General features: G+C 72.9%; 15 protein-coding genes. 3 read left to right on the forward strand and 12 right to left on the reverse strand.

Features of this window, described 5'->3' with window-relative positions; all coding sequences use genetic code 11:
• The first annotated feature begins 27 nt into the window (after positions 1–27).
• Positions 28–2,592, forward strand: coding sequence for an NACHT domain-containing protein (locus ACFYXE_RS15395; RefSeq protein ID WP_389312646.1), 2,565 nt, complete (start codon positions 28–30; stop codon positions 2,590–2,592).
• 52 nt (positions 2,593–2,644) lie between these two features.
• Positions 2,645–5,221: an NACHT domain-containing protein gene (locus ACFYXE_RS15400; protein ID WP_389312648.1), complete on the forward strand. Its 2,577-nt coding sequence runs from the start codon at positions 2,645–2,647 to the stop codon at positions 5,219–5,221.
• A 115-nt stretch (positions 5,222–5,336) separates the two neighbouring features.
• On the opposite strand, the gene ACFYXE_RS15405 is transcribed toward ACFYXE_RS15400, so the two are convergent.
• Entirely contained in the window at positions 5,337–7,865 is a 2,529-nt protein-coding gene (locus ACFYXE_RS15405; RefSeq protein WP_150185475.1) for an ATP-dependent Clp protease ATP-binding subunit, read from the reverse strand.
• Between the two features lie 440 nt (positions 7,866–8,305).
• Between ACFYXE_RS15405 and ACFYXE_RS15410 the strand changes: the two genes are divergently transcribed.
• Positions 8,306–8,896, forward strand: a complete 591-nt coding sequence (locus ACFYXE_RS15410; protein WP_389312651.1) for an SCO3374 family protein — start codon at positions 8,306–8,308, stop codon at positions 8,894–8,896.
• Here ACFYXE_RS15410 and ACFYXE_RS15415 read toward each other — a convergent pair.
• From ACFYXE_RS15415 to ACFYXE_RS15465, 11 genes are all read right to left on the reverse strand, one after another.
• Entirely contained in the window at positions 8,875–9,213 is a 339-nt protein-coding gene (locus ACFYXE_RS15415) for an Lsr2 family protein (protein ID WP_361178279.1), read from the reverse strand. The two genes, ACFYXE_RS15410 and ACFYXE_RS15415, sit on opposite strands and share 22 nt — an antisense overlap.
• 225 nt (positions 9,214–9,438) lie before the next feature.
• On the reverse strand, positions 9,439–9,981 hold the full coding sequence (locus ACFYXE_RS15420) for an amino-acid N-acetyltransferase (RefSeq protein WP_361178277.1): 543 nt from the start codon (positions 9,979–9,981) through the stop codon (positions 9,439–9,441).
• Positions 9,982–9,990: 9 nt separating this feature from the next.
• Positions 9,991–10,389, reverse strand: a complete 399-nt coding sequence (locus ACFYXE_RS15425) for a BlaI/MecI/CopY family transcriptional regulator (RefSeq protein ID WP_361178275.1) — start codon at positions 10,387–10,389, stop codon at positions 9,991–9,993.
• A 230-nt stretch (positions 10,390–10,619) separates the two neighbouring features.
• Entirely contained in the window at positions 10,620–10,793 is a 174-nt protein-coding gene (locus tag ACFYXE_RS15430; protein WP_361178273.1) for a hypothetical protein, read from the reverse strand.
• Positions 10,794–10,807: 14 nt separating this feature from the next.
• Positions 10,808–11,518, reverse strand: coding sequence for a hypothetical protein (locus ACFYXE_RS15435; protein ID WP_389313627.1), 711 nt, complete (start codon positions 11,516–11,518; stop codon positions 10,808–10,810).
• Positions 11,519–11,991: 473 nt separating this feature from the next.
• The gene (locus ACFYXE_RS15440; RefSeq protein WP_361178272.1) at positions 11,992–12,201 is read right to left on the reverse strand and encodes a hypothetical protein; all 210 of its coding nucleotides are present in this window, start codon (positions 12,199–12,201) and stop codon (positions 11,992–11,994) included.
• Between the two features lie 94 nt (positions 12,202–12,295).
• A complete protein-coding gene (locus tag ACFYXE_RS15445; RefSeq protein WP_361178270.1) occupies positions 12,296–13,102 on the reverse strand; it encodes a type III pantothenate kinase in 807 nt (268 codons plus the stop codon).
• Positions 13,102–14,091, reverse strand: a complete 990-nt coding sequence (gene nadC / locus ACFYXE_RS15450; protein WP_361178268.1) for a carboxylating nicotinate-nucleotide diphosphorylase — start codon at positions 14,089–14,091, stop codon at positions 13,102–13,104. Before nadC ends, ACFYXE_RS15445 begins: the two co-directional genes overlap by 1 nt.
• A gap of 2 nt (positions 14,092–14,093) precedes the next feature.
• Complete coding sequence (locus ACFYXE_RS15455; RefSeq protein ID WP_389312654.1) at positions 14,094–15,809, reverse strand: L-aspartate oxidase; 1,716 nt, start codon at positions 15,807–15,809, stop codon at positions 14,094–14,096.
• Between the two features lie 55 nt (positions 15,810–15,864).
• The gene (panC, locus tag ACFYXE_RS15460) at positions 15,865–16,869 is read right to left on the reverse strand and encodes a pantoate--beta-alanine ligase (RefSeq protein WP_389312656.1); all 1,005 of its coding nucleotides are present in this window, start codon (positions 16,867–16,869) and stop codon (positions 15,865–15,867) included.
• The gene (locus tag ACFYXE_RS15465) at positions 16,866–17,798 is read right to left on the reverse strand and encodes a Rossmann-like and DUF2520 domain-containing protein (protein WP_389312658.1); all 933 of its coding nucleotides are present in this window, start codon (positions 17,796–17,798) and stop codon (positions 16,866–16,868) included. The genes panC and ACFYXE_RS15465 overlap by 4 nt, the downstream gene beginning before the upstream one ends.
• Positions 17,799–17,821: the final 23 nt, after the last annotated feature.

Raw genomic sequence — 17,821 nt, forward strand, 5'->3', positions numbered from 1 at the left:
GCCCCGCCGTTGACCTAACCTCGAACCATGGTCGATCCCGGAACCATCGGCGCCCGCCTCGCCTCCAGTGTCGTCGCGCCGCTCGTGAAGAAGCTCTTCGTGAAGGACCAGCCGGGGGCCGGGCTCGTCGGGCGGCCCGTGCGGATCTCCGGGCTCGTGTCGTTCCGGGGCGAGAAGCGCGACGTCGCCCCCAAGGACGTCGAGAAGATCGCCGACGAGCTGGTCCGCAGGGCGCTGCAGGCCGCGGGCCCCGGCGAGCGGCCCGTCGACGCCGGCGAGGACATCGCCGTGCGGGACGCCCTCGCCCGTTCCCTGGCCGCCCTCGGCACCCTCACCATCGAGGACTACGAGGCCGTCGCCCTCGGCCCCGAGGAGTTCGCGCGCCGCCTGCGCGAGCACACCCCCGTCGCCGCCTTCGGGCTGGGCGCCGACGCCGAGGCCTTCTACGACGAGCTGCTGCACACCGCCGCCCTGCACATCCTGAACTTCTTCACCCAGCGCTCCACCTACATCGCCCGCCAGCAGACCGGCCAGAGCCGCCAGCTCGCCCGCCTGGTCAAGGCCATCGACGTCCTCCTGGAACGCCTGCCGTCGCGCAGCGCCGAGGACGCCGCCTTCGAGGAGCGGTACGCCGCGTACATCACCACCCGGCACGGCTCCCTCACCATCTACGGCCTCGACATCTACGCGGGCACCAGCGAATGGCCGCTGGACACCGCCTACCTCAGCCTGCAGGCCACCCGGGACCGCCCCGGCGAGGGCGCCACCCAGGTCGCCGCCGAGCAGGTCCTCGCCCAGCACGACCACGTGCTGCTGCGCGGCGTCGCCGGGTCCGGCAAGACCACCCTGGTCCAGTGGCTCGCGGTGACCGCGGCCGACCGGACGTACGCGCACGACCTCACCCACCTCGTCGGGCGCGTGCCGTTCGTGCTGCCGATGCGGCGGATCGTACGGCCCGGCGCCGAGCTGCCGCTGCCGAGCGACTTCCTGACGGCCGTGGGATGCCTGGTCGCCGGGGAGCAGCCCGCGGGCTGGGTGGAGCGCGTCCTGCGGGCCCGGCGCGGGGTGCTCCTCGTCGACGGGATGGACGAGATCTCCGAGGACCGCCGCGAGAGCGCCAAGCGGTGGCTGCGCGACCTGACCCGCACCTTCCCCGGCAACCTGTGGCTCGTCACGTCCCGCCCCTCCGCCGTCCCCGACGAGTGGCTGGCCGCGGCGGGCTTCGCCGAGCTCGCGCTGTCGCCGATGAGCCGGGACGGCGTCGCCACCTTCGTCCGCCGCTGGCACCGCGCCGCGGACGCCGGGGAAGCCGTCGGCACCGCCCTCCTGTCGGCCGTGCGGGGCGCCGCCGAGCTGAACCGGCTCGCCACCAACCCGCTGATGTGCGGCATGCTCTGCGCCCTCCACCGCGACCGGCGCGGCTTCCTGCCGCAGGACAGGAAGTCCCTCTACGAGGCCGCCCTGACGATGCTCCTGGAGCGCAGGGACGTCGAGCGGGAGCTCTACCCCGCGTCGGACACGCGCATCGCGTATGCCACCCAGATCCAGCTCCTGCAGAAGCTCGCCTGGTGGCTGATCCGCAACAGCCGCGCGGAGATGGACCGTTCGGACGCCGTGCACATCCTCGCCGAGGCCGCCCCCGCGATGAACCTCGACGGCGGCGGCGAGGCCGTCTACGCCTCGCTCCTGCTGCGCTCGGGCCTGCTGCGGGAGCCCGCCGAGGGGCGCGTCCACTTCCTGCACCGCACCTTCCAGGACTACCTGGGCGCCCGGCTCGCCGTGCAGGAGCTCGACTTCGACCTGCTCCTGAACCACGCGGACCGCACCGAGTGGGAGGACGTCATCCTGCTGGCCGTCGCGCACGCACGGCCCCGGGAGGCGGAGTCGATGCTGCGGCGGCTGACCGGACGCGCCACCCCGCGCGGCAAGCTGCTCGCGGCGGCCGCCCTGCCGTACGCGGCGGAAGTCGCGCCGGAGGTGCGCGACCTGGTGGGGGCGGCGGTGCGGTCGCTGATCCCGCCGCGCTCGACGGCCGACGCGCGCGGCCTCGCCCAGGTCGGCAGCGACCTGATCCTCGACCTGCTGCCGGGCCCGGAGGAGCTCACCGACGACACCGACGACACCGCCTACCACGTGGTCCTCGCCGCGGCCCAGCTCGGCAGCGAGGCCGCGCTGAACTTCCTGACCCGCTTCCGCCACCACCACCGCATGGAGGTGCAGCTGGCGCTGGCCTCGTCCTGGTCGCTCTTCGACCGGGGGATCTACACCCGCGAGATCCTCGCCCACCTGCCCCAGCAGCCCCCCGTCGCCGTGCGCGGCCCCGACGACCTCCGCGCGCTGCGGTCCATCGGCGGCTGGCGGGAGATCCTCGTCCTCGGCCCCTACCGGGTCGAGGACCTCACGGAGCTCATCGTGGGCGAGCGCCTCGTCCGCCTCGCCCTGGACGCGCCCCACCCGGTGGAGGGCCTCGCCTGGCTCTCCGCCTTCCCGCACCTGGCCGACGTCTCCGTGTACGCGGACGTGACCGAGGCGGAGGCCCGCCAGGTTCCGGCACATGTCAGCCTCAACACCGTTCGCAGACACGGCGATTGACCTACCGTTGACTGCTCACGGAAGCCCCCCCCACCCGAGGGACCGGATGCCCATGGAGCCCGTAGTACGCACCCCGTCGGCCCTGGCCGCACCCCTCGTACAACGCTTCTTCCGCCTTCCGTCCCGGCCCCCCGCCACCCCCGACCTGATCGCCGCCCTCGCCACCTGGCGCGGCCCCGACGCCCCCGCCGACCCGGACGAAGTGCACCGCACCGCGGCCGAGTTCATCCAGCTCGCCGCCGAGACGCACACCACGCCGACCGCCGAACTGCCCGACGTCGCCGACGTGCTGACCCGCACCCTGCTCGCCATCGGCGAGCTCGACCTCACCGACGCCGACGCGGTGCGGCTGGGCCCGCAGGACTACGCCCGGCGGCTGCGCGGCGCCGTGCAGGGCGCCGACCGGGGCCTGTCCCCCGGCGCCGCCTGGTTCCACGACGAGCTGCTCGTCGCCGTCTGCCTGCACGTCCTGCACCACTTCGTGCGCCGCTCCCCCTACATCCAGCGCCACATGCCCGAGCGCGCCAGCCGCATCCGCCAGCTCGTCGACCTCAACGACGCCGAGGCCGCGGCGACCGCCCGCGGGCCCGAACCCTCCGTGGAGGACGCCGAGTTCGAGGCCGCGTACAAGGCCGAGACGGTGCGCCAGCACGGCTGGCTGACCATCGTCGGCGTCGACTTCGCGAACGCGCCCGACCGCTGGCCCCTGGAGGACACCTACCTCAGCCTGCAGGCGGAGGAGAACAGCGCGGGCCCGGTCGCCGCCGCGGCCGGACAGCAGCGCACGGTGCTCCTCGCCGACCGGGCCCTGGAGGGCCACGAGCGGGTGCTGCTGCGCGGCGTCGCGGGCTCCGGGAAGACCACCCTCGTGCAGTGGCTCGCGGTCGGCGCGGCCCGCGACGCCGCCCGGGTGCCGTTCGTCCTGCCCGTACGCCGCTTCGCCCGCGAGGGATTCCCCGCGCCGGACGACTTCCTGCGCGCGGTGCGCCATCCGCTGGCCGACCGGGCGCCCGAGGGCTGGGTGGTGCGCACCCTGCTCGCCGGCCGCGCGCTACTCCTGGTCGACGGCATCGACGAGGCGCCCGAGGAGACCCGCGGCACCCTGCGCGTGCAGCTCCGCAGGCTCCTGCGGATCTTCGCCGGCACCGCCTGCCTGGTCACCTCGCGGCCCTCCGCCGTGGAGGAGGGCTGGCTCGCCCACGAGCGCCTCGCCGAGGAGGGCTTCACGGAGCTGTCGCTGGCCCCGATGTCCCGCGACCAGGTGACCCGCTTCATCCACGACTGGCACACCGCGGCCCTCGGCGACGAGCAGGCCGGCGAACAGCGCGACCGCGAGGCCCTCAAGGAGTACGAGCAGCGCCTGCTGCACTCCGTACGGATCTACCGCGAGCTGCGCCAGCTCGCCACCAACCCGCTGATGTGCGGGCTGATCTGCGCCCTCAACCGGGACCGCGCCGGCTCCCTGCCCAAGGGCCGCAAGGAGCTGTACGACGCCGCCCTGGAAATGCTCCTTCAGCGCCGCGACCCCGAACGCGACGTGCTGTACGCGGACGACGTGCACCTGCAGCAGGGCGCCCGCGAGCTGCTGCTGCGCAAGCTCGCCCACGCCATGCTGGAACAGGGCCTCTCCGAGCTGCCCCGCGCCCGGGTCGTCGCCGTCCTGGACGGCGCGCTGCCCGCCATCCCCTCGGCGCGCGCCGCGGGCGACGGCGAGAAGATCTTCCGGCACCTGCTGCACCGCACCGGGCTGCTGCGCGAGCAGGCGGGCGTCTCGGTCGACTTCATCCACCGCACCTTCCAGGACTATCTGGCGGCCAAGGAGATCGTGGCCCGCGGCCATCTGCACACCCTGGTCGACCACGCCCACCAGCCGGAGTGGGAGGAGGTCATCCGGATGTCCGCCGCGCACGCCCGCCCCGACGAGTGCGCACGCTTCCTGGAGCGGCTGCTCGCCGCGGCGCCCGGCCTGCGCAGGCCGCACGTCAACCACCGGCGCCTGATGGCCGCCGCCTGCCTGGAGCACGTCAGCGAGCTCGACCCGGCCATGCAGGAGCTCGTCCACCGGCGCACCAAGAACCTCCTCCGCCCCACCACCGAGCAGGGCGCCCGCAGCCTCGGCTGGGTCGGCCCCATCGTCCTGGAGCAGCTGCCCTATCCGGAGCAGGTCGAGGACGACCACCGGGCGCTGCTCCTGGCCATCACCGCGACCCGCGTCCAGGACGACGCGGCCATCGACTACCTCGCCCGGCTGCGCGGCCGCTCCTCGCTCGCCATCCGCACCGAGCTGGCCCGCCCCTGGCGGTTCTTCGACACCGAGCGGTACGCCCGCGAGGTCATCGCCCACCTGGATCCGGACGGCCTGTACTTCCCCGTGTCCGACGCGGCGGAGCTCGCGGCGCTGCGCGGCCTCGGCGGGCGGCCCCGCATCCAGGTGGCGGGCGTCATGCGCACCGACGAGCTGCTCACCGGCCTGGTCGCCGGACCGCTCACCCACCTGTGGATCAACGCCGAGCTGCCGGACCAGGACATGGCGTGGCTGGCCCGCTTCCCCGGCCTGCGGGTGCTGCGCGTCAATCCGCGGCTGCCGCGCGTACGGAACGTCCCGGAGGGCGTCACGATCACGGCCTGAAGCCGGGACCGCGCGGGCCCGGCACACGGAAAGCCCGGCACACGGAACGGGGCTGCCCCGGAACCGTACGAAACGGTTCCGGGGCAGCCCCGGTGCGGTCAGCTCGCGGGGAGCGTCACGCGTCCTTGCTCAGGTTCGGGCCCGCGCCGCCACCGGCGGCCGACTCGATCGGCGGCACGTCGGGCAGTGCCGCCTTCTCCTCGCCGCGGAAGGTGAACGTGGCGGTCTCGCCCTCGCCCTCCGTGTCGACGACCACGATGTGGCCGGGACGCAGCTCGCCGAAGAGGATCTTCTCGGAGAGGGTGTCCTCGACCTCGCGCTGGATCGTGCGCCGCAGCGGACGCGCGCCGAGCACCGGGTCGTAGCCCTTCTTCGAGAGCAGCTCCTTCGCGGACTGGGAGAGCTCGATGCCCATGTCCCGGTCCTTCAGGCGCTCGTCCACCTTGGTGATCATCAGGTCGACGATCTGGAGGATGTCGTCCTGGCTGAGCTGCGGGAAGACGACGACGTCGTCCACGCGGTTCAGGAACTCCGGGCGGAAGTGCTGCTTCAGCTCGTCGCTGACCTTGTTCTTCATCCGCTCGTAGTTGGACTTCGTGTCGCCCTGGGCCGCGAAGCCGAGGTTGAAGCCCTTCGAGATGTCCCGGGTGCCGAGGTTGGTCGTCATGATGATGACCGTGTTCTTGAAGTCGACGACCCGGCCCTGGGAGTCGGTCAGGCGACCGTCCTCCAGGATCTGCAGGAGCGAGTTGAAGATGTCCGGGTGCGCCTTTTCGACCTCGTCGAAGAGGACGACGGAGAACGGCTTGCGACGGACCTTCTCGGTCAGCTGGCCGCCCTCTTCGTAGCCCACGTAACCGGGGGGCGAACCGAAGAGACGCGAGACCGTGTGCTTCTCGCTGAACTCCGACATGTCGAGGGAGATCAGCGCGTCCTCGTCGCCGAAGAGGAACTCGGCGAGCGCCTTGGACAGCTCGGTCTTACCGACACCGGACGGGCCGGCGAAGATGAACGAACCGCCGGGACGCTTCGGGTCCTTCAGACCCGCACGCGTACGCCGGATGGCCTTGGAGAGCGCCTTGACGGCGTCCTTCTGGCCGATGACGCGCTTGTGGAGCTCGTCCTCCATGCGCAGCAGGCGGCTCGACTCCTCCTCGGTCAGCTTGAAGACCGGGATGCCGGTGGCCGTGGCGAGGACCTCGGCGATGAGCTCGCCGTCGACCTCGGCGACGACGTCCATGTCGCCGGCCTTCCACTCCTTCTCGCGCTTGGCCTTCGCCGCCAGCAGCTGCTTCTCCTTGTCGCGGAGAGAGGCCGCCTTCTCGAAGTCCTGGGAGTCGATGGCCGACTCCTTGTCGCGACGGACGCCCGCGATCTTCTCGTCGAACTCGCGGAGGTCCGGCGGCGCGGTCATCCGGCGGATGCGCATCCGGGAACCGGCCTCGTCGATCAGGTCGATCGCCTTGTCCGGCAGGAAGCGGTCCGAGATGTACCGGTCGGCCAGCGTGGCGGCCTGGACGAGGGCCTCGTCCGTGATCGAGACACGGTGGTGGGCCTCGTAGCGGTCGCGCAGACCCTTGAGGATCTCGATGGTGTGCGGCAGCGACGGCTCCGCGACCTGGATGGGCTGGAAGCGGCGCTCCAGCGCGGCGTCCTTCTCCAGGTGCTTGCGGTACTCGTCGAGCGTGGTCGCACCGATGGTCTGCAGCTCACCGCGGGCCAGCATCGGCTTCAGGATGGAAGCCGCGTCGATGGCGCCCTCGGCGGCACCCGCACCCACGAGCGTGTGCAGCTCGTCGATGAACAGGATGATGTCGCCGCGGGTGCGGATCTCCTTGAGGACCTTCTTCAGGCGCTCCTCGAAGTCACCGCGGTAGCGGGAGCCGGCGACCAGGGCGCCGAGGTCCAGGGTGTAGAGGTGCTTGTCCTTGAGGGTCTCGGGCACCTCGCCCTTGACGATGGCCTGGGCGAGGCCCTCGACGACGGCGGTCTTGCCGACGCCGGGCTCACCGATCAGGACCGGGTTGTTCTTGGTACGGCGCGACAGGACCTGCATGACGCGCTCGATCTCCTTCTCGCGCCCGATGACCGGGTCGAGCTTGGACTCACGAGCGGCCTGCGTGAGGTTGCGGCCGAACTGGTCGAGCACCAGGGACGTGGAGGGCGTGCCCTCCGCAGGACCGCCGGCGGTGGCGGTCTCCTTGCCCTGGTAACCGGAGAGCAGCTGGATGACCTGCTGCCGCACCCGGTTGAGATCGGCGCCCAGCTTGACCAGGACCTGGGCGGCGACGCCCTCGCCCTCGCGGATCAGGCCGAGCAGGATGTGCTCCGTGCCGATGTAGTTGTGGCCCAGCTGAAGGGCCTCGCGGAGCGACAGCTCCAGGACCTTCTTGGCACGGGGGGTGAAGGGGATGTGCCCGGACGGAGCCTGCTGGCCCTGCCCGATGATCTCCTCCACCTGCTGGCGGACCGCCTCGAGCGAAATCCCGAGGCTCTCCAGGGCCTTAGCGGCGACACCCTCGCCCTCGTGGATCAAGCCCAGGAGGATGTGCTCGGTGCCGATGTAGTTGTGGTTGAGCATCCGGGCTTCTTCCTGAGCCAGGACGACAACCCGCCGCGCGCGGTCGGTGAACCTCTCGAACATCGTTAATCGCTCCTCAGAGCGGTCAGGCAGTAAGGGGTCGGTCCCCTCCCTGTCCTTCCGCAGCTTAGTCCCGCAAGCGGGGACCGCTCATTCCAACTGCCGACACCCGGCCCCCTTCCCAGGGGAAGTCCTGACCTCGAACGCCGACAACTGCTCCAACCCGATGGTGCGAGACGATGTTCCCGCAGGCCAGGCAGTTACCCCCACCATCACTACGCCGATGGCGAACGTGAGACGCCTCAGGCCGCGTGTCGCCCCTTCCCACTAGGGATGTCTTACCCGTACGGACCGACACTCCATGCGGAGCGCCCCGGTTCCCTCCGCTACGGGCGAACACCCTTGCGCCGCCGGACGCGCCCGTACGCCCCTTTTCCGGACACGTAACGCATCCAACCCGCGACGCTCCGTAACCCCGGCGGTCTTCCGGCTGTTGCCCGGACATGGCCCCCACAGTTCCTCAGCCCCGAACGCCGGCCGAGCGGAGTGACCCGGTGCGGCAGTGGTACGAGAACGAGCTCGGCTGGGCGACCGCCCCCGGGCCCGGCCCGGTGCGTCTGCTGACGGGGCTGCGCTTCGACGTACTGGACCTGCCCGCCGAGGCGGGCCGCGCGGCACTGCGCCACCTCGGACCGAAGGCGCCGGTGGCCCTGCGCGGGGCCACGATGCGGATCCTGGTGGGCGCCGGAAGCGCCGACGAGCTGCCGGGGCTGCTCGACTGGCTGGAGTGGGGCCGGATCCCGCTGGGCCTCACCGCCGTCGGGACGGGCGGACGGATGGACGCGCCCACGCCCCCGGGGTGGTCCGGCTCGCGGGGGGCCGCCATCTGGCTGCGACCCCCGGAGCCCGGCTGCGAGGTGGAGCCGACGCTGCCTGCGCTGCCGTCCCTGCCCGGGGTGGGGGAAGGCGGGACTGCGCCCCACAGCGACCCCGCCGTGGGCTCCGGTCTCGTACGACTCGTGGACACGGCGGCGACCGAGTGCCACCGGGTCCGGCTGCGGCGTCGCAGCCGTCAGCCGTTGGCCTTCTCGTAGGCCTCGCGAATGGACGCGGGAACGCGGCCGCGGTCATTGACCTCGAAACCGTTTTCCTTTGCCCACGCACGGATCGCGGCCGTGTCCTGACCGCCGCTCGATGCCGCCGCGCGCGCCTTGCCGCGACCGCTCGAACCGCGGCCTCCGGTGCGCCGACCTGCCTTGACGAAGTCCTCAAGGGCGCCACGGAGCTTGTCCGCGTTGGCCGTGGTGAGGTCGATCTCGTAGGACTTGCCGTCCAGCGCAAACGTCACGGTCTCGTCCGCCTCGCCACCGTCGAGGTCATCGACAAGAAGGACCTGAACCTTCTGTGCCACCGGATTTCCTTTCATCGATAACTGTGAGGCCTGCCCGCACGACGCAGCCGCCGATTCACCGGCCCCTGTTATATGCAGTACTGCAGTACGTCGGAAAGCAAACCGCTTTTGCCGGAAAAACACAAACCCCTGGGAGAGACCGGCGACCCCGGGAAGCCTGGAAACATGTGCGTTTCGGACATAGGCGACCGGGGCAGGGGACGGCCAGGAATACCGTCCCGACGATCACAGATGCAGAAGCATCCGGCTGTTGCCCAAGGTGTTCGGTTTCACTCGTTCGAGGCCGAGGAACTCGGCGACGCCCTCGTCATAGGAACGCAGGAGCTCGCTGTAGACATCTCCGTCGACCGGAGTCTCGCCGATCTCCACGAAGCCGTGCTTCGCGAAGAAGTCGACTTCGAAGGTGAGACAGAAAACCTTGCGGACGCCGAGCCAGCCGGCGGTCTGCAGCAACTTGCCCAACAGCTGATGCCCCACTCCGGCCCCCTTGACCTCGGGATTCACCGCCAGTGTGCGGACTTCCGCGAGGTCCTCCCACATCACGTGCAGGGCGCCGCAGCCGACCAACTCGGCGTTGTCGTCGCGTTCCGCCACCCAGAACTCCTGGATGTCCTCGTAAAGTGTCACCGTGGCTTTGTCCAGGAGGATCCGCTCCCGGACGTAGGAGTCGAGGAGCCGGCGCACGGCCGGCACATCGGAGGTTCGCGCCCTGCGGACGGAGACCGCTTTTGCGCTGAGTTCGCTGAGTTCGGGGACCTCTGCTGCCATGGACGGACGCTATCGCTCTGCCCCGCGGTCCGCCGCGCCGGGGTTCTCCGGGCCTTGGACGATACGCATGGCGTCGCTGAGGGCTTCCCGCTGTTCCGCGGACATCATGCCGAAGAAGGCCACGAGAGCGGCCGCGGGGTTGTCGCTCTGCGACCAGGCTTCGTTCATCAGTGCGGCTGCGTAGGCGGCACGAGTGGAGACCGCCTCATATCGATAGGCCCGACCTTCCGCTTCGCGGCGCACCCAGCCCTTCTGATGGAGATTGTCCAAAACGGTCATCACGGTCGTGTACGCGATGGACCGTTCCTCCTGAAGGTCTTCCAGGACTTCTCGAACGGTCACGGGGCGGTTCCACTTCCACACCCGCGTCATGACTGAGTCTTCGAGTTCTCCCAATGGACGAGGCACAGAAGAACAATAGTGGGAGACGTCACTATTGGCGTGATGCGTGAGGGACGTGGCGTACCACTAATTTCTGCAACAAAAAGGGCGTACGACTCGAATGGCACGCGAGTCGTACGCCTGGGTGCGCGGGCGGGCACGGGGGGTGACCTGCGCGGGGCGCGGCCCGGGGTGGTGCGGTCGGCGGGGCGGGCCGGTGGTGCGGGTGGTGCGGATGTGCGGGTGCGGGGTCGGGCTCAGCCGGCCTTCGGGGACTGCTGGACGGCCTCGGCGCGGGCGATCGCGGCGTCCACGGCGGCGTCCTCCTTGGCCTTGTTGGCGCCGCCCTGGGTCTTCACGATCGTCACGATGAGCCCGGTGAAGAACACGGCCATCACTACGGGGGGCACGAGCGCGGAAACGTAGTCCATGCCCCCCAGAGTAGCTAGCCCGCGGCGAGCCGGTGCGGCGGGCCCGCGTGCGGGGTCCGTGCGGTGGCCCGTGCGGTGGCCGATGCGGTGACTGATGCCGTGGCTGATGCGGTGGCCGATGCGGCCGTGTCGGGGGACTTTTCGGGCGCCTTGCCGGGGGATTCCTCGGGGGCCTTCTCCGGGGCCCGTTCGGGCGGTCCCGGGCGGCGCTTCGGGGGGAAGACCTCGGCGGGGGTGGGGACCGGGCGGGGCGGTTCCGCGGCGGCGGCCAGCCCGCCGGGGAGGGCGAGCAGGCGGGTGCGGGAGGCGGGCACGGTGGCGCGTCCCGGGGCGGGGGTGGGGGCGGGGACGGTCCGGCCGGCGAGGCGGGCGCGGACGGCGCGTTCCGCCAGGGTGCGGCAGCGGTCGAGGAGGGCGGCGGCGGTGGGGTTGCCGCGCAGGGCGCGCAGGGCGGCGAGGTCGTCGGCGCCCGGCTGGTAGCCGGTGCCGAGGGCCTCGTCCAGGAGGGCGAGGTAGCCGGAGGCGGTGCCGGGCAGGGCCGCGCGGTAGCGGGCCAGGTCGGCGATCAGGAAGGCGCGCAGCCGGGCGCCCTCGCGCGCCGCTTCGTCGAGCGATTCGGCGAGACGGAGACAGTCCTGGACGTCTTCGTCACGGACGGGGCTGGGGTGCAGGGCGAGCGCCAGGGCGCGACGGAGCACACGCAGCTCCTCCGCGCTGAAGGCCATGCCGCCCCGGGATCCGTATGGCGTGGGCATGGGCTGACGATACGCGCCAAACGGACAAAATCGGCTTAACGCCAATGGTGGTGGCGTGGCGTCTGCGCCTCGGGTCTCGTCGTGGGGCGGGGCCGCGGGGGTATGTGCGTACTCGCTATCCCTGCGCCCCGCTGCACGAACAAAGACGGCATTGTTTCCTCGGTGCTCCGTGCGCACATACCCCCACGTCCCCTCGCGTCTCGTGTGCGGGTGCGGCCCGGTGGGGCGTCCGCTTGCGGGTGCGGCCCGGTGGGGCGTCCGCTTGCGGGTGCGGGCCGGTGGGGCGTCCGTCTCGGGTGCGGGCCGGTGGGGCGTCCGTCTCGGGTGCGGGCCGGTGGGGGTTGGTCCGTAAGTCCCGTCGACCGGAGGGGTGGGGGGAGTTCCCCACCCACCCGCCCCCACCCGGCGTGGGAGGTGTCCGCCGCGGAGCTGCGGGGGCTGGGTCAGTCCGGGCGGCGGCGGGCCAAGGCGTAGGTGACCGCTCCTATGCCCAGCGCGGCCACCGCCGCCACCGCCAGCCAGGGGAGGATGCCCGCGCTCGCGCCCGCCAGCGGCGGGGCCGGTGCGGCCGCCCGGGCCACCGCGGCGGGACCCGCGGTCACCAGCAGCGCCGCCGCCACCACGGCATAGCTCAGTCGTCTCTTGCGCCTCATCGCCCGGCCCGCCCCACACCCACTCGGATCCCCGTCCCTGCGCTGACTCTTGCAGACGGCGCGGGCTCGCGCACCCACGGCCGTCGCCAATCGGTCAGCTCCGGGAGATGTTCCGCTCGTAGACCAGGCGGAGCCCGATCAGCGTCAGCCACGGTTCGTGCTCGTCGATGACCGAGGCCTCGCCGAGCACCATCGGCGCAAGACCGCCCGTGGCGATCACCGTCACGTCGTCCGGATCGCCGCCCGCGCCCGCCAGTTCGCGCGCCATGCGGTTCACGACGCCGTCGACCTGGCCCGCGAAGCCGTACAGGATGCCCGCCTGCATGGCCTCCACCGTGTTCTTGCCGATGACGCTGCGCGGGCGGGCCAGCTCGATCTTGCGGAGCTGTGCGCCGCGTACGCCCAGGGCCTCGACGGAGATCTCGATGCCGGGGGCGATGACGCCACCGGCGTACTCCCCGCGCGCGGAGACCGCGTCGAAGGTCGTCGCGGTGCCGAAGTCGACGACGATCGCGGGGCCCCCGTAGAGCTCGACGGCCGCGACCGCGTTGATGATGCGGTCGGCGCCGACCTCCTTGGGGTTGTCCATGAGGATCGGGACGCCGGTCTTGATGCCCGGCTCGACCAGGACGGCGGGCACGTCGCCGTAGTAGCGGCGGGTGACCTCGCGCAGTTCGTGCAGGACCGAGGGGACGGTGGAGCAGATCGCGATGCCGTCGATGCCGTCGCCCAGCTCGTCGCCGAGCAGCGGGTGCATGCCCATCAGGCCGTTGAGCAGGACGGCGAGTTCGTCGGCGGTGCGGCGGGCGTCGGTGGAGATGCGCCAGTGCTCGACGATGTCCTCGCCGTCGAAGAGGCCGAGGACGGTGTGGGTGTTTCCTACGTCGATCGTGAGGAGCATCAGTCGCGCACCGCTTCTCGCAGGTCGAGGCCGACGTCGAGGATCGGGGAGGAGTGCGTGAGCGCGCCGACCGCGAGGTAGTCGACGCCCGTGTCGGCGTACGCGCGGGCGTTCTCCAGGGTGAGGCGGCCGGAGGACTCCAGGAAGGCGCGGCCGTCCACGAGGGCGACGGCCTCCGCGGTCTCGCCGGGCGTGAAGTTGTCCAGGAGGATCAGGTCCGCGCCCGCCCCGACGACCTCGCGCAGCTGGTGCAGCGTGTCGACCTCGACCTCGATCGGCACGTCGGGGAACTGCTCCCGTACGGCCTTGAAGGCCTCGGCGACGCCGCCCGCCGCGACCACGTGGTTGTCCTTGACCAGGGCCGCGTCGGAGAGCGACATGCGGTGGTTGATGCCGCCGCCCATGCGGACCGCGTACTTCTCCAGGGCGCGGTAACCGGGCGTCGTCTTGCGGGTGTCGCGGACCTTCGTGCGCGTGCCGTCCAGCGCGTCCGCCCACGCGCGCGTGGCGGTCGCGATGCCGGAGAGGCGGCACAGCAGGTTCAGCGCGCTGCGCTCGGCGGTGAGCAGGTCGCGGGTGCGGGTGGTGACGCTCAGGAGGACGTCGCCGGCCTCGACGCGGTCGCCGTCCGCCACGTGCCGCTCGACCTCGAACTCGTCCTCGCACACCACGGAGATGACCGCCTCGGCGATGTGCAGGCCCGCGACGGTGCCCGCCTCGCGGGCGGTGAAGTCGGCGGTGGCCACGGCGTCCTCGGGGATGGTGGCGTTCGTGGTGACGTCGACGCCGCCGGCCAGGTCCTCCTCGATGGCCATGTGCGCGATGTCCTCGATCTGCACGGGGTCGAGGCCCGCCTCGGTCAGGAGCAGCCCGAGCGCGGGATCGAGGCCGCACTCCAGGGGGTCGAACGCGTCGTCGCCGCCACAGCCGCAGGCGTCGCCGCAGCCGCCGCCGGTCGGGGTGAGAGAGAGGTCGTCGGGGGTGCTCACGGTCACTGCTCCTGAGGGCTGGGACGGGTCGGAGGGAAGTCGGGGGTCGAGGTGGTGTGCGCCGCCAGGGTCCGGTCCGGATTGAGGCGTACGACGATGTGGCGCCGCCAGGCCGCGTCGTCGCGGTCGGCGTGGTCCTCGCGCCAGTGGCAGCCGCGGGTCTCCTCGCGGCGCTGGGCGGCGGCGACCAGGACACGGGCGACGCACAGGAGGTTGGTGGTCTCCCAGGTGTCGACGCCCGGCTCGGCCGTCTTGCCGTGCTCGGCGAGCGCCCCCGCGGCCTCGGCGTGGATGCGGGCGAGCCGGGCGGCCGCCTCGGCGAGGGACCCGGCGGAGCGCAGCACTCCGGCGCCGTCGGTCATGGCGCGCTGGATGGCGAAGCGGGCCTCCGCGGGCAGCAGCGGGTGCGTGGGCGTCGCGGCCGGGGGCGCGGACGCGGGCACGCGCGCGGGGAGGGGGTGTTCCGCGTGCCGGGCGGTGATGTCGGCGGCGATGCGCTCGGCGTAGACCAGGCCCTCCAGGAGGGAGTTGGAGGCCAGGCGGTTGGCGCCGTGGACGCCGGTGCAGGCCACCTCGCCGCAGGCGTACAGGCCGGGGACCGTGGTGCGGCCGTGCGGGTCGGTGCGGACGCCGCCGGAGGCGTAGTGCGCGGCCGGGGCGACCGGGATGGGCTCGGTCACCGGGTCGATGCCGTGGGAGCGGCAGGCGGCGAGGATCGTCGGGAAGCGGTTCTCCCACATGTCGGCGCCGAAGTGCCGGGCGTCCAGGTACATGTGCTCGGCGCCCTGCTCCTGCATGCGGCGCGTGATGCCCTTGGCGACGATGTCGCGCGGGGCGAGCTCGGCCAGCTCGTGCTGTCCGACCATGAAGCGCACGCCGTCGGCGTCCACGAGGTGCGCGCCCTCGCCCCTGACCGCTTCGGAGACCAGCGGCTGCTGGCCCTCGGCACCGGCGCCGAGGAAGAGCACGGTGGGGTGGAACTGGACGAACTCCAGGTCGGAGACCTCGGCGCCCGCGCGCAGGGCGAGCGCGACGCCGTCGCCGGTGGAGACGGAGGGGTTGGTGGTCGCCGAGAAGACCTGGCCCATGCCGCCGGTCGCGAGGACCACGGCCGGGGCGTGGACGGCGCCCACGCCGTCGTGCTGGCCCTCCCCCATGACGTGCAGGGAGACACCGGCGGTGTTGCCTTCGGCGTCCGTGAGGAGGTCGAGGACCAGCGCGTTCTCCACGGTGGGGATGGCGCGGGCGCGGACGGCCTCGACGAGGGCGCGGGAGATCTCCGCGCCGGTCGCGTCGCCGCCCGCGTGGGCGATGCGGCGGCGGTGGTGGCCGCCCTCGCGGGTCAGCTCGATGGCACCGCCGGGGCCCGTGTCGAAGCGGGCGCCGGTCTCTATGAGGCGGCGCACGGCGTCGGGGCCCTCGGTGACGAGGGTGCGCACGGCCTCCTCGTCGCACAGGCCCGCGCCCGCCACGAGGGTGTCGTCCAGGTGCTGTTCGGGGGTGTCGCCGTCGCCGAGGGCCGCGGCGATGCCGCCCTGGGCCCAGCGGGTGGAGCCGTCGTCCAGGCGGGCCTTGGTGACCACGACCGTCTTGAGGCCGGCGGCGGCGCAGCGCAGGGCGGCCGTGAGTCCGGCCACGCCGGAGCCGACGACCACGAGGTCGGCGTCGAGGGACCAGCCGGGGGCGGGTGCGTGCAGCCGTATTCCGGTGGCGCTCATGCGGGGACTCCGATCGGGCGTGCGGCGGCTGCGCTCGGGCGGGTGCGGTGCGCGCTCACAGGGCGGCTCCGAACGTCAGCGGGATGTTGTCGATCAGGCGCGTCGAGCCGACCCGGGCGGCCACGGCGAGGACGGCGTCGCCCCGGTGGCCGGGGCGGACCTCGGTGAAGTCGGCCGGGTCCACCAGCGCCACGTAGTCCAGCTCCAGCGGGGGCCGCAGGCGGGCCGCCTCGTCGAGGACGAGGCGGGCGGCCGCGACGACGGCGGCGGGGCCGCCGGTCGCGGCGGGCTCCGCGGACCGCGCCACGGCGTGCGCGTCGGCGGCCGCGCGGGACTCGCCGATCTCGCTGAGGGCGGCGGCCCGCGCGCGGGTGGCCGGGGCGGTGGCGGCGCGGGCGCGCAGGGCTTCCTGGGCGGCGTGCCGGTCGCGCCCGGCGAAGAGGGCCCGGGACAGGGCGAGGGCGGTGCGCCGCTCGTCGGGGGCGAGGTAGCGGTTGCGGCTGGAGAGGGCCAGGCCGTCGTCCTCGCGGGCGGTGGGGACGGCGGTGATCTCCACCGGGAAGTCGAGGTCGCGCACCATGCGGCGGATCAGGGCGAGTTGCTGCGCGTCCTTCTGGCCGAACAGCGCCTCGTCGGGCGCGGTGAGGTGCAGCAGCTTGGCGACGACGGTGAGCATGCCGTCGAAGTGGCCGGGGCGGGTGGCACCTTCCAGGACGGTGCCCATGGGGCCCGCGCCGATCCGGACCTGGGGTTCACCGCCCGGGTAGACCTCGTCCACGGCCGGGGCGAACACCACGTCGGCGCCCGCCTGTCCGGCGATCTTGACGTCGGCCTCGAGGGTGCGGGGGTAGCGGTCGAGGTCCTCGCCGGCCCCGAACTGCAGGGGGTTCACGAAGACCGTGACGACGACCTCGCCGTCGGGTCCCGCGGCGCGGCGGGCGGCGCGGACCAGGGAGGCGTGTCCGTCGTGCAGGGCGCCCATGGTCATCACGACGGCCCGGCGGCCGGTCCGCGCGCGCGTGCGCAGGTCTTCGGCGGTGTGCACGAGGGTGGTGGTCATCGCGGGCCGCCTTCGCCCGCGCCGCCCGCGCCGTTGGCCAGGACGCCGAGGAGGTCCTCGGCGAGCTCGGGCTTGAGCAGGCCGTGGGCGAGGGCCCGGTCGGCCGTGGCGCGGGCCATCGCGAGGTAGCCGGCGACGGTCTGGGGGGCGTGCTTGCGCAGCTCGGCGACGTGCGCGGCGACGGTGCCCGCGTCGCCGCGCGCGACGGGGCCGGTGAGCGCCGCGTCGCCCGAGCGCAGGGCGTTGTCCAGGGCGGCGCCGAGCAGCGGGCCGAGCATCCGGTCGGGGGCGGTGACGCCCGCGTCGCGCAGCAGCTCCATGGCCTCGGCGACCAGGGTGACCAGGTGGTTCGCGCCCAGGGCGAGGGCCGCGTGGTACAGCGGGCGGCTCTCCTCGGCGATCCATTCGGGCTCGCCACCCATCTCGATGACGAGGGCCTCGGCGGCGAGCCTCAGCTCCTCGGGGGCGGTCACGCCGAAGGAGCAGCCGGCCAGCCGCTGGACGTCGACGGCGGTGCCGGTGAACGTCATCGCGGGGTGCAGCGCGAGCGGCAGGGCGCCGGCCCGCAGGGCGGGGTCGAGGACCTTGGTGCCGTACCGCCCGGAGGTGTGCACGAGCAACTGGCCCGGGCGCACGGCGCCGGTCTCCGCGAGGCCCTCGACGAGGCCGGGCAGGGCGTCGTCGGGGACGGTCAGGAGCACCAGGTCGGCGCGGTCCAGGACGTCGGCGGGCGGGACGAGCGGGACGTCGGGCAGCAGGGCGGCGGCGCGTCGTACGGAACTCTCGGAGACCCCGGACGCGGCCACCGGGCGGTGCCCGGCGCGCTGCAGCGCGGCGGCGAGCGCGGGGCCGACGCGGCCCGCTCCGACGACTCCCACGGTGAGCCTCGCGGGGCGGTCCCGCGGGTCTGGCTGATGCGATGCGTTCACGCGGCGGCGCCTTCCGTTCCAGT

The organism is Streptomyces sp. NPDC002564 (assembly GCF_042889645.1).
Taxonomy (GTDB): Bacteria; Actinomycetota; Actinomycetes; order Streptomycetales; family Streptomycetaceae; genus Streptomyces.

Excerpts from the sequence above, each read along its gene's own strand:
- ACFYXE_RS15430 (WP_361178273.1), bottom strand. The coding sequence starts at position 10,793 with ATGGACTACGTTTCCGCGCTCGTGCCCCCCGTAGTGATGGCCGTGTTC.
- ACFYXE_RS15400 (WP_389312648.1), top strand. The coding sequence starts at position 2,645 with ATGGAGCCCGTAGTACGCACCCCGTCGGCCCTGGCCGCACCCCTCGTA.
- ACFYXE_RS15455 (WP_389312654.1), bottom strand. The coding sequence starts at position 15,809 with ATGAGCGCCACCGGAATACGGCTGCACGCACCCGCCCCCGGCTGGTCC.
- ACFYXE_RS15405 (WP_150185475.1), bottom strand. The coding sequence starts at position 7,865 with ATGTTCGAGAGGTTCACCGACCGCGCGCGGCGGGTTGTCGTCCTGGCT.
- ACFYXE_RS15445 (WP_361178270.1), bottom strand. The coding sequence starts at position 13,102 with ATGCTCCTCACGATCGACGTAGGAAACACCCACACCGTCCTCGGCCTC.
- ACFYXE_RS15435 (WP_389313627.1), bottom strand. The coding sequence starts at position 11,518 with ATGGCCTTCAGCGCGGAGGAGCTGCGTGTGCTCCGTCGCGCCCTGGCG.
- ACFYXE_RS15395 (WP_389312646.1), top strand. The coding sequence starts at position 28 with ATGGTCGATCCCGGAACCATCGGCGCCCGCCTCGCCTCCAGTGTCGTC.
- ACFYXE_RS15410 (WP_389312651.1), top strand. The coding sequence starts at position 8,306 with ATGGCCCCCACAGTTCCTCAGCCCCGAACGCCGGCCGAGCGGAGTGAC.
- ACFYXE_RS15420 (WP_361178277.1), bottom strand. The coding sequence starts at position 9,981 with ATGGCAGCAGAGGTCCCCGAACTCAGCGAACTCAGCGCAAAAGCGGTC.
- ACFYXE_RS15440 (WP_361178272.1), bottom strand. The coding sequence starts at position 12,201 with ATGAGGCGCAAGAGACGACTGAGCTATGCCGTGGTGGCGGCGGCGCTG.
- panC (WP_389312656.1), bottom strand. The coding sequence starts at position 16,869 with ATGACCACCACCCTCGTGCACACCGCCGAAGACCTGCGCACGCGCGCG.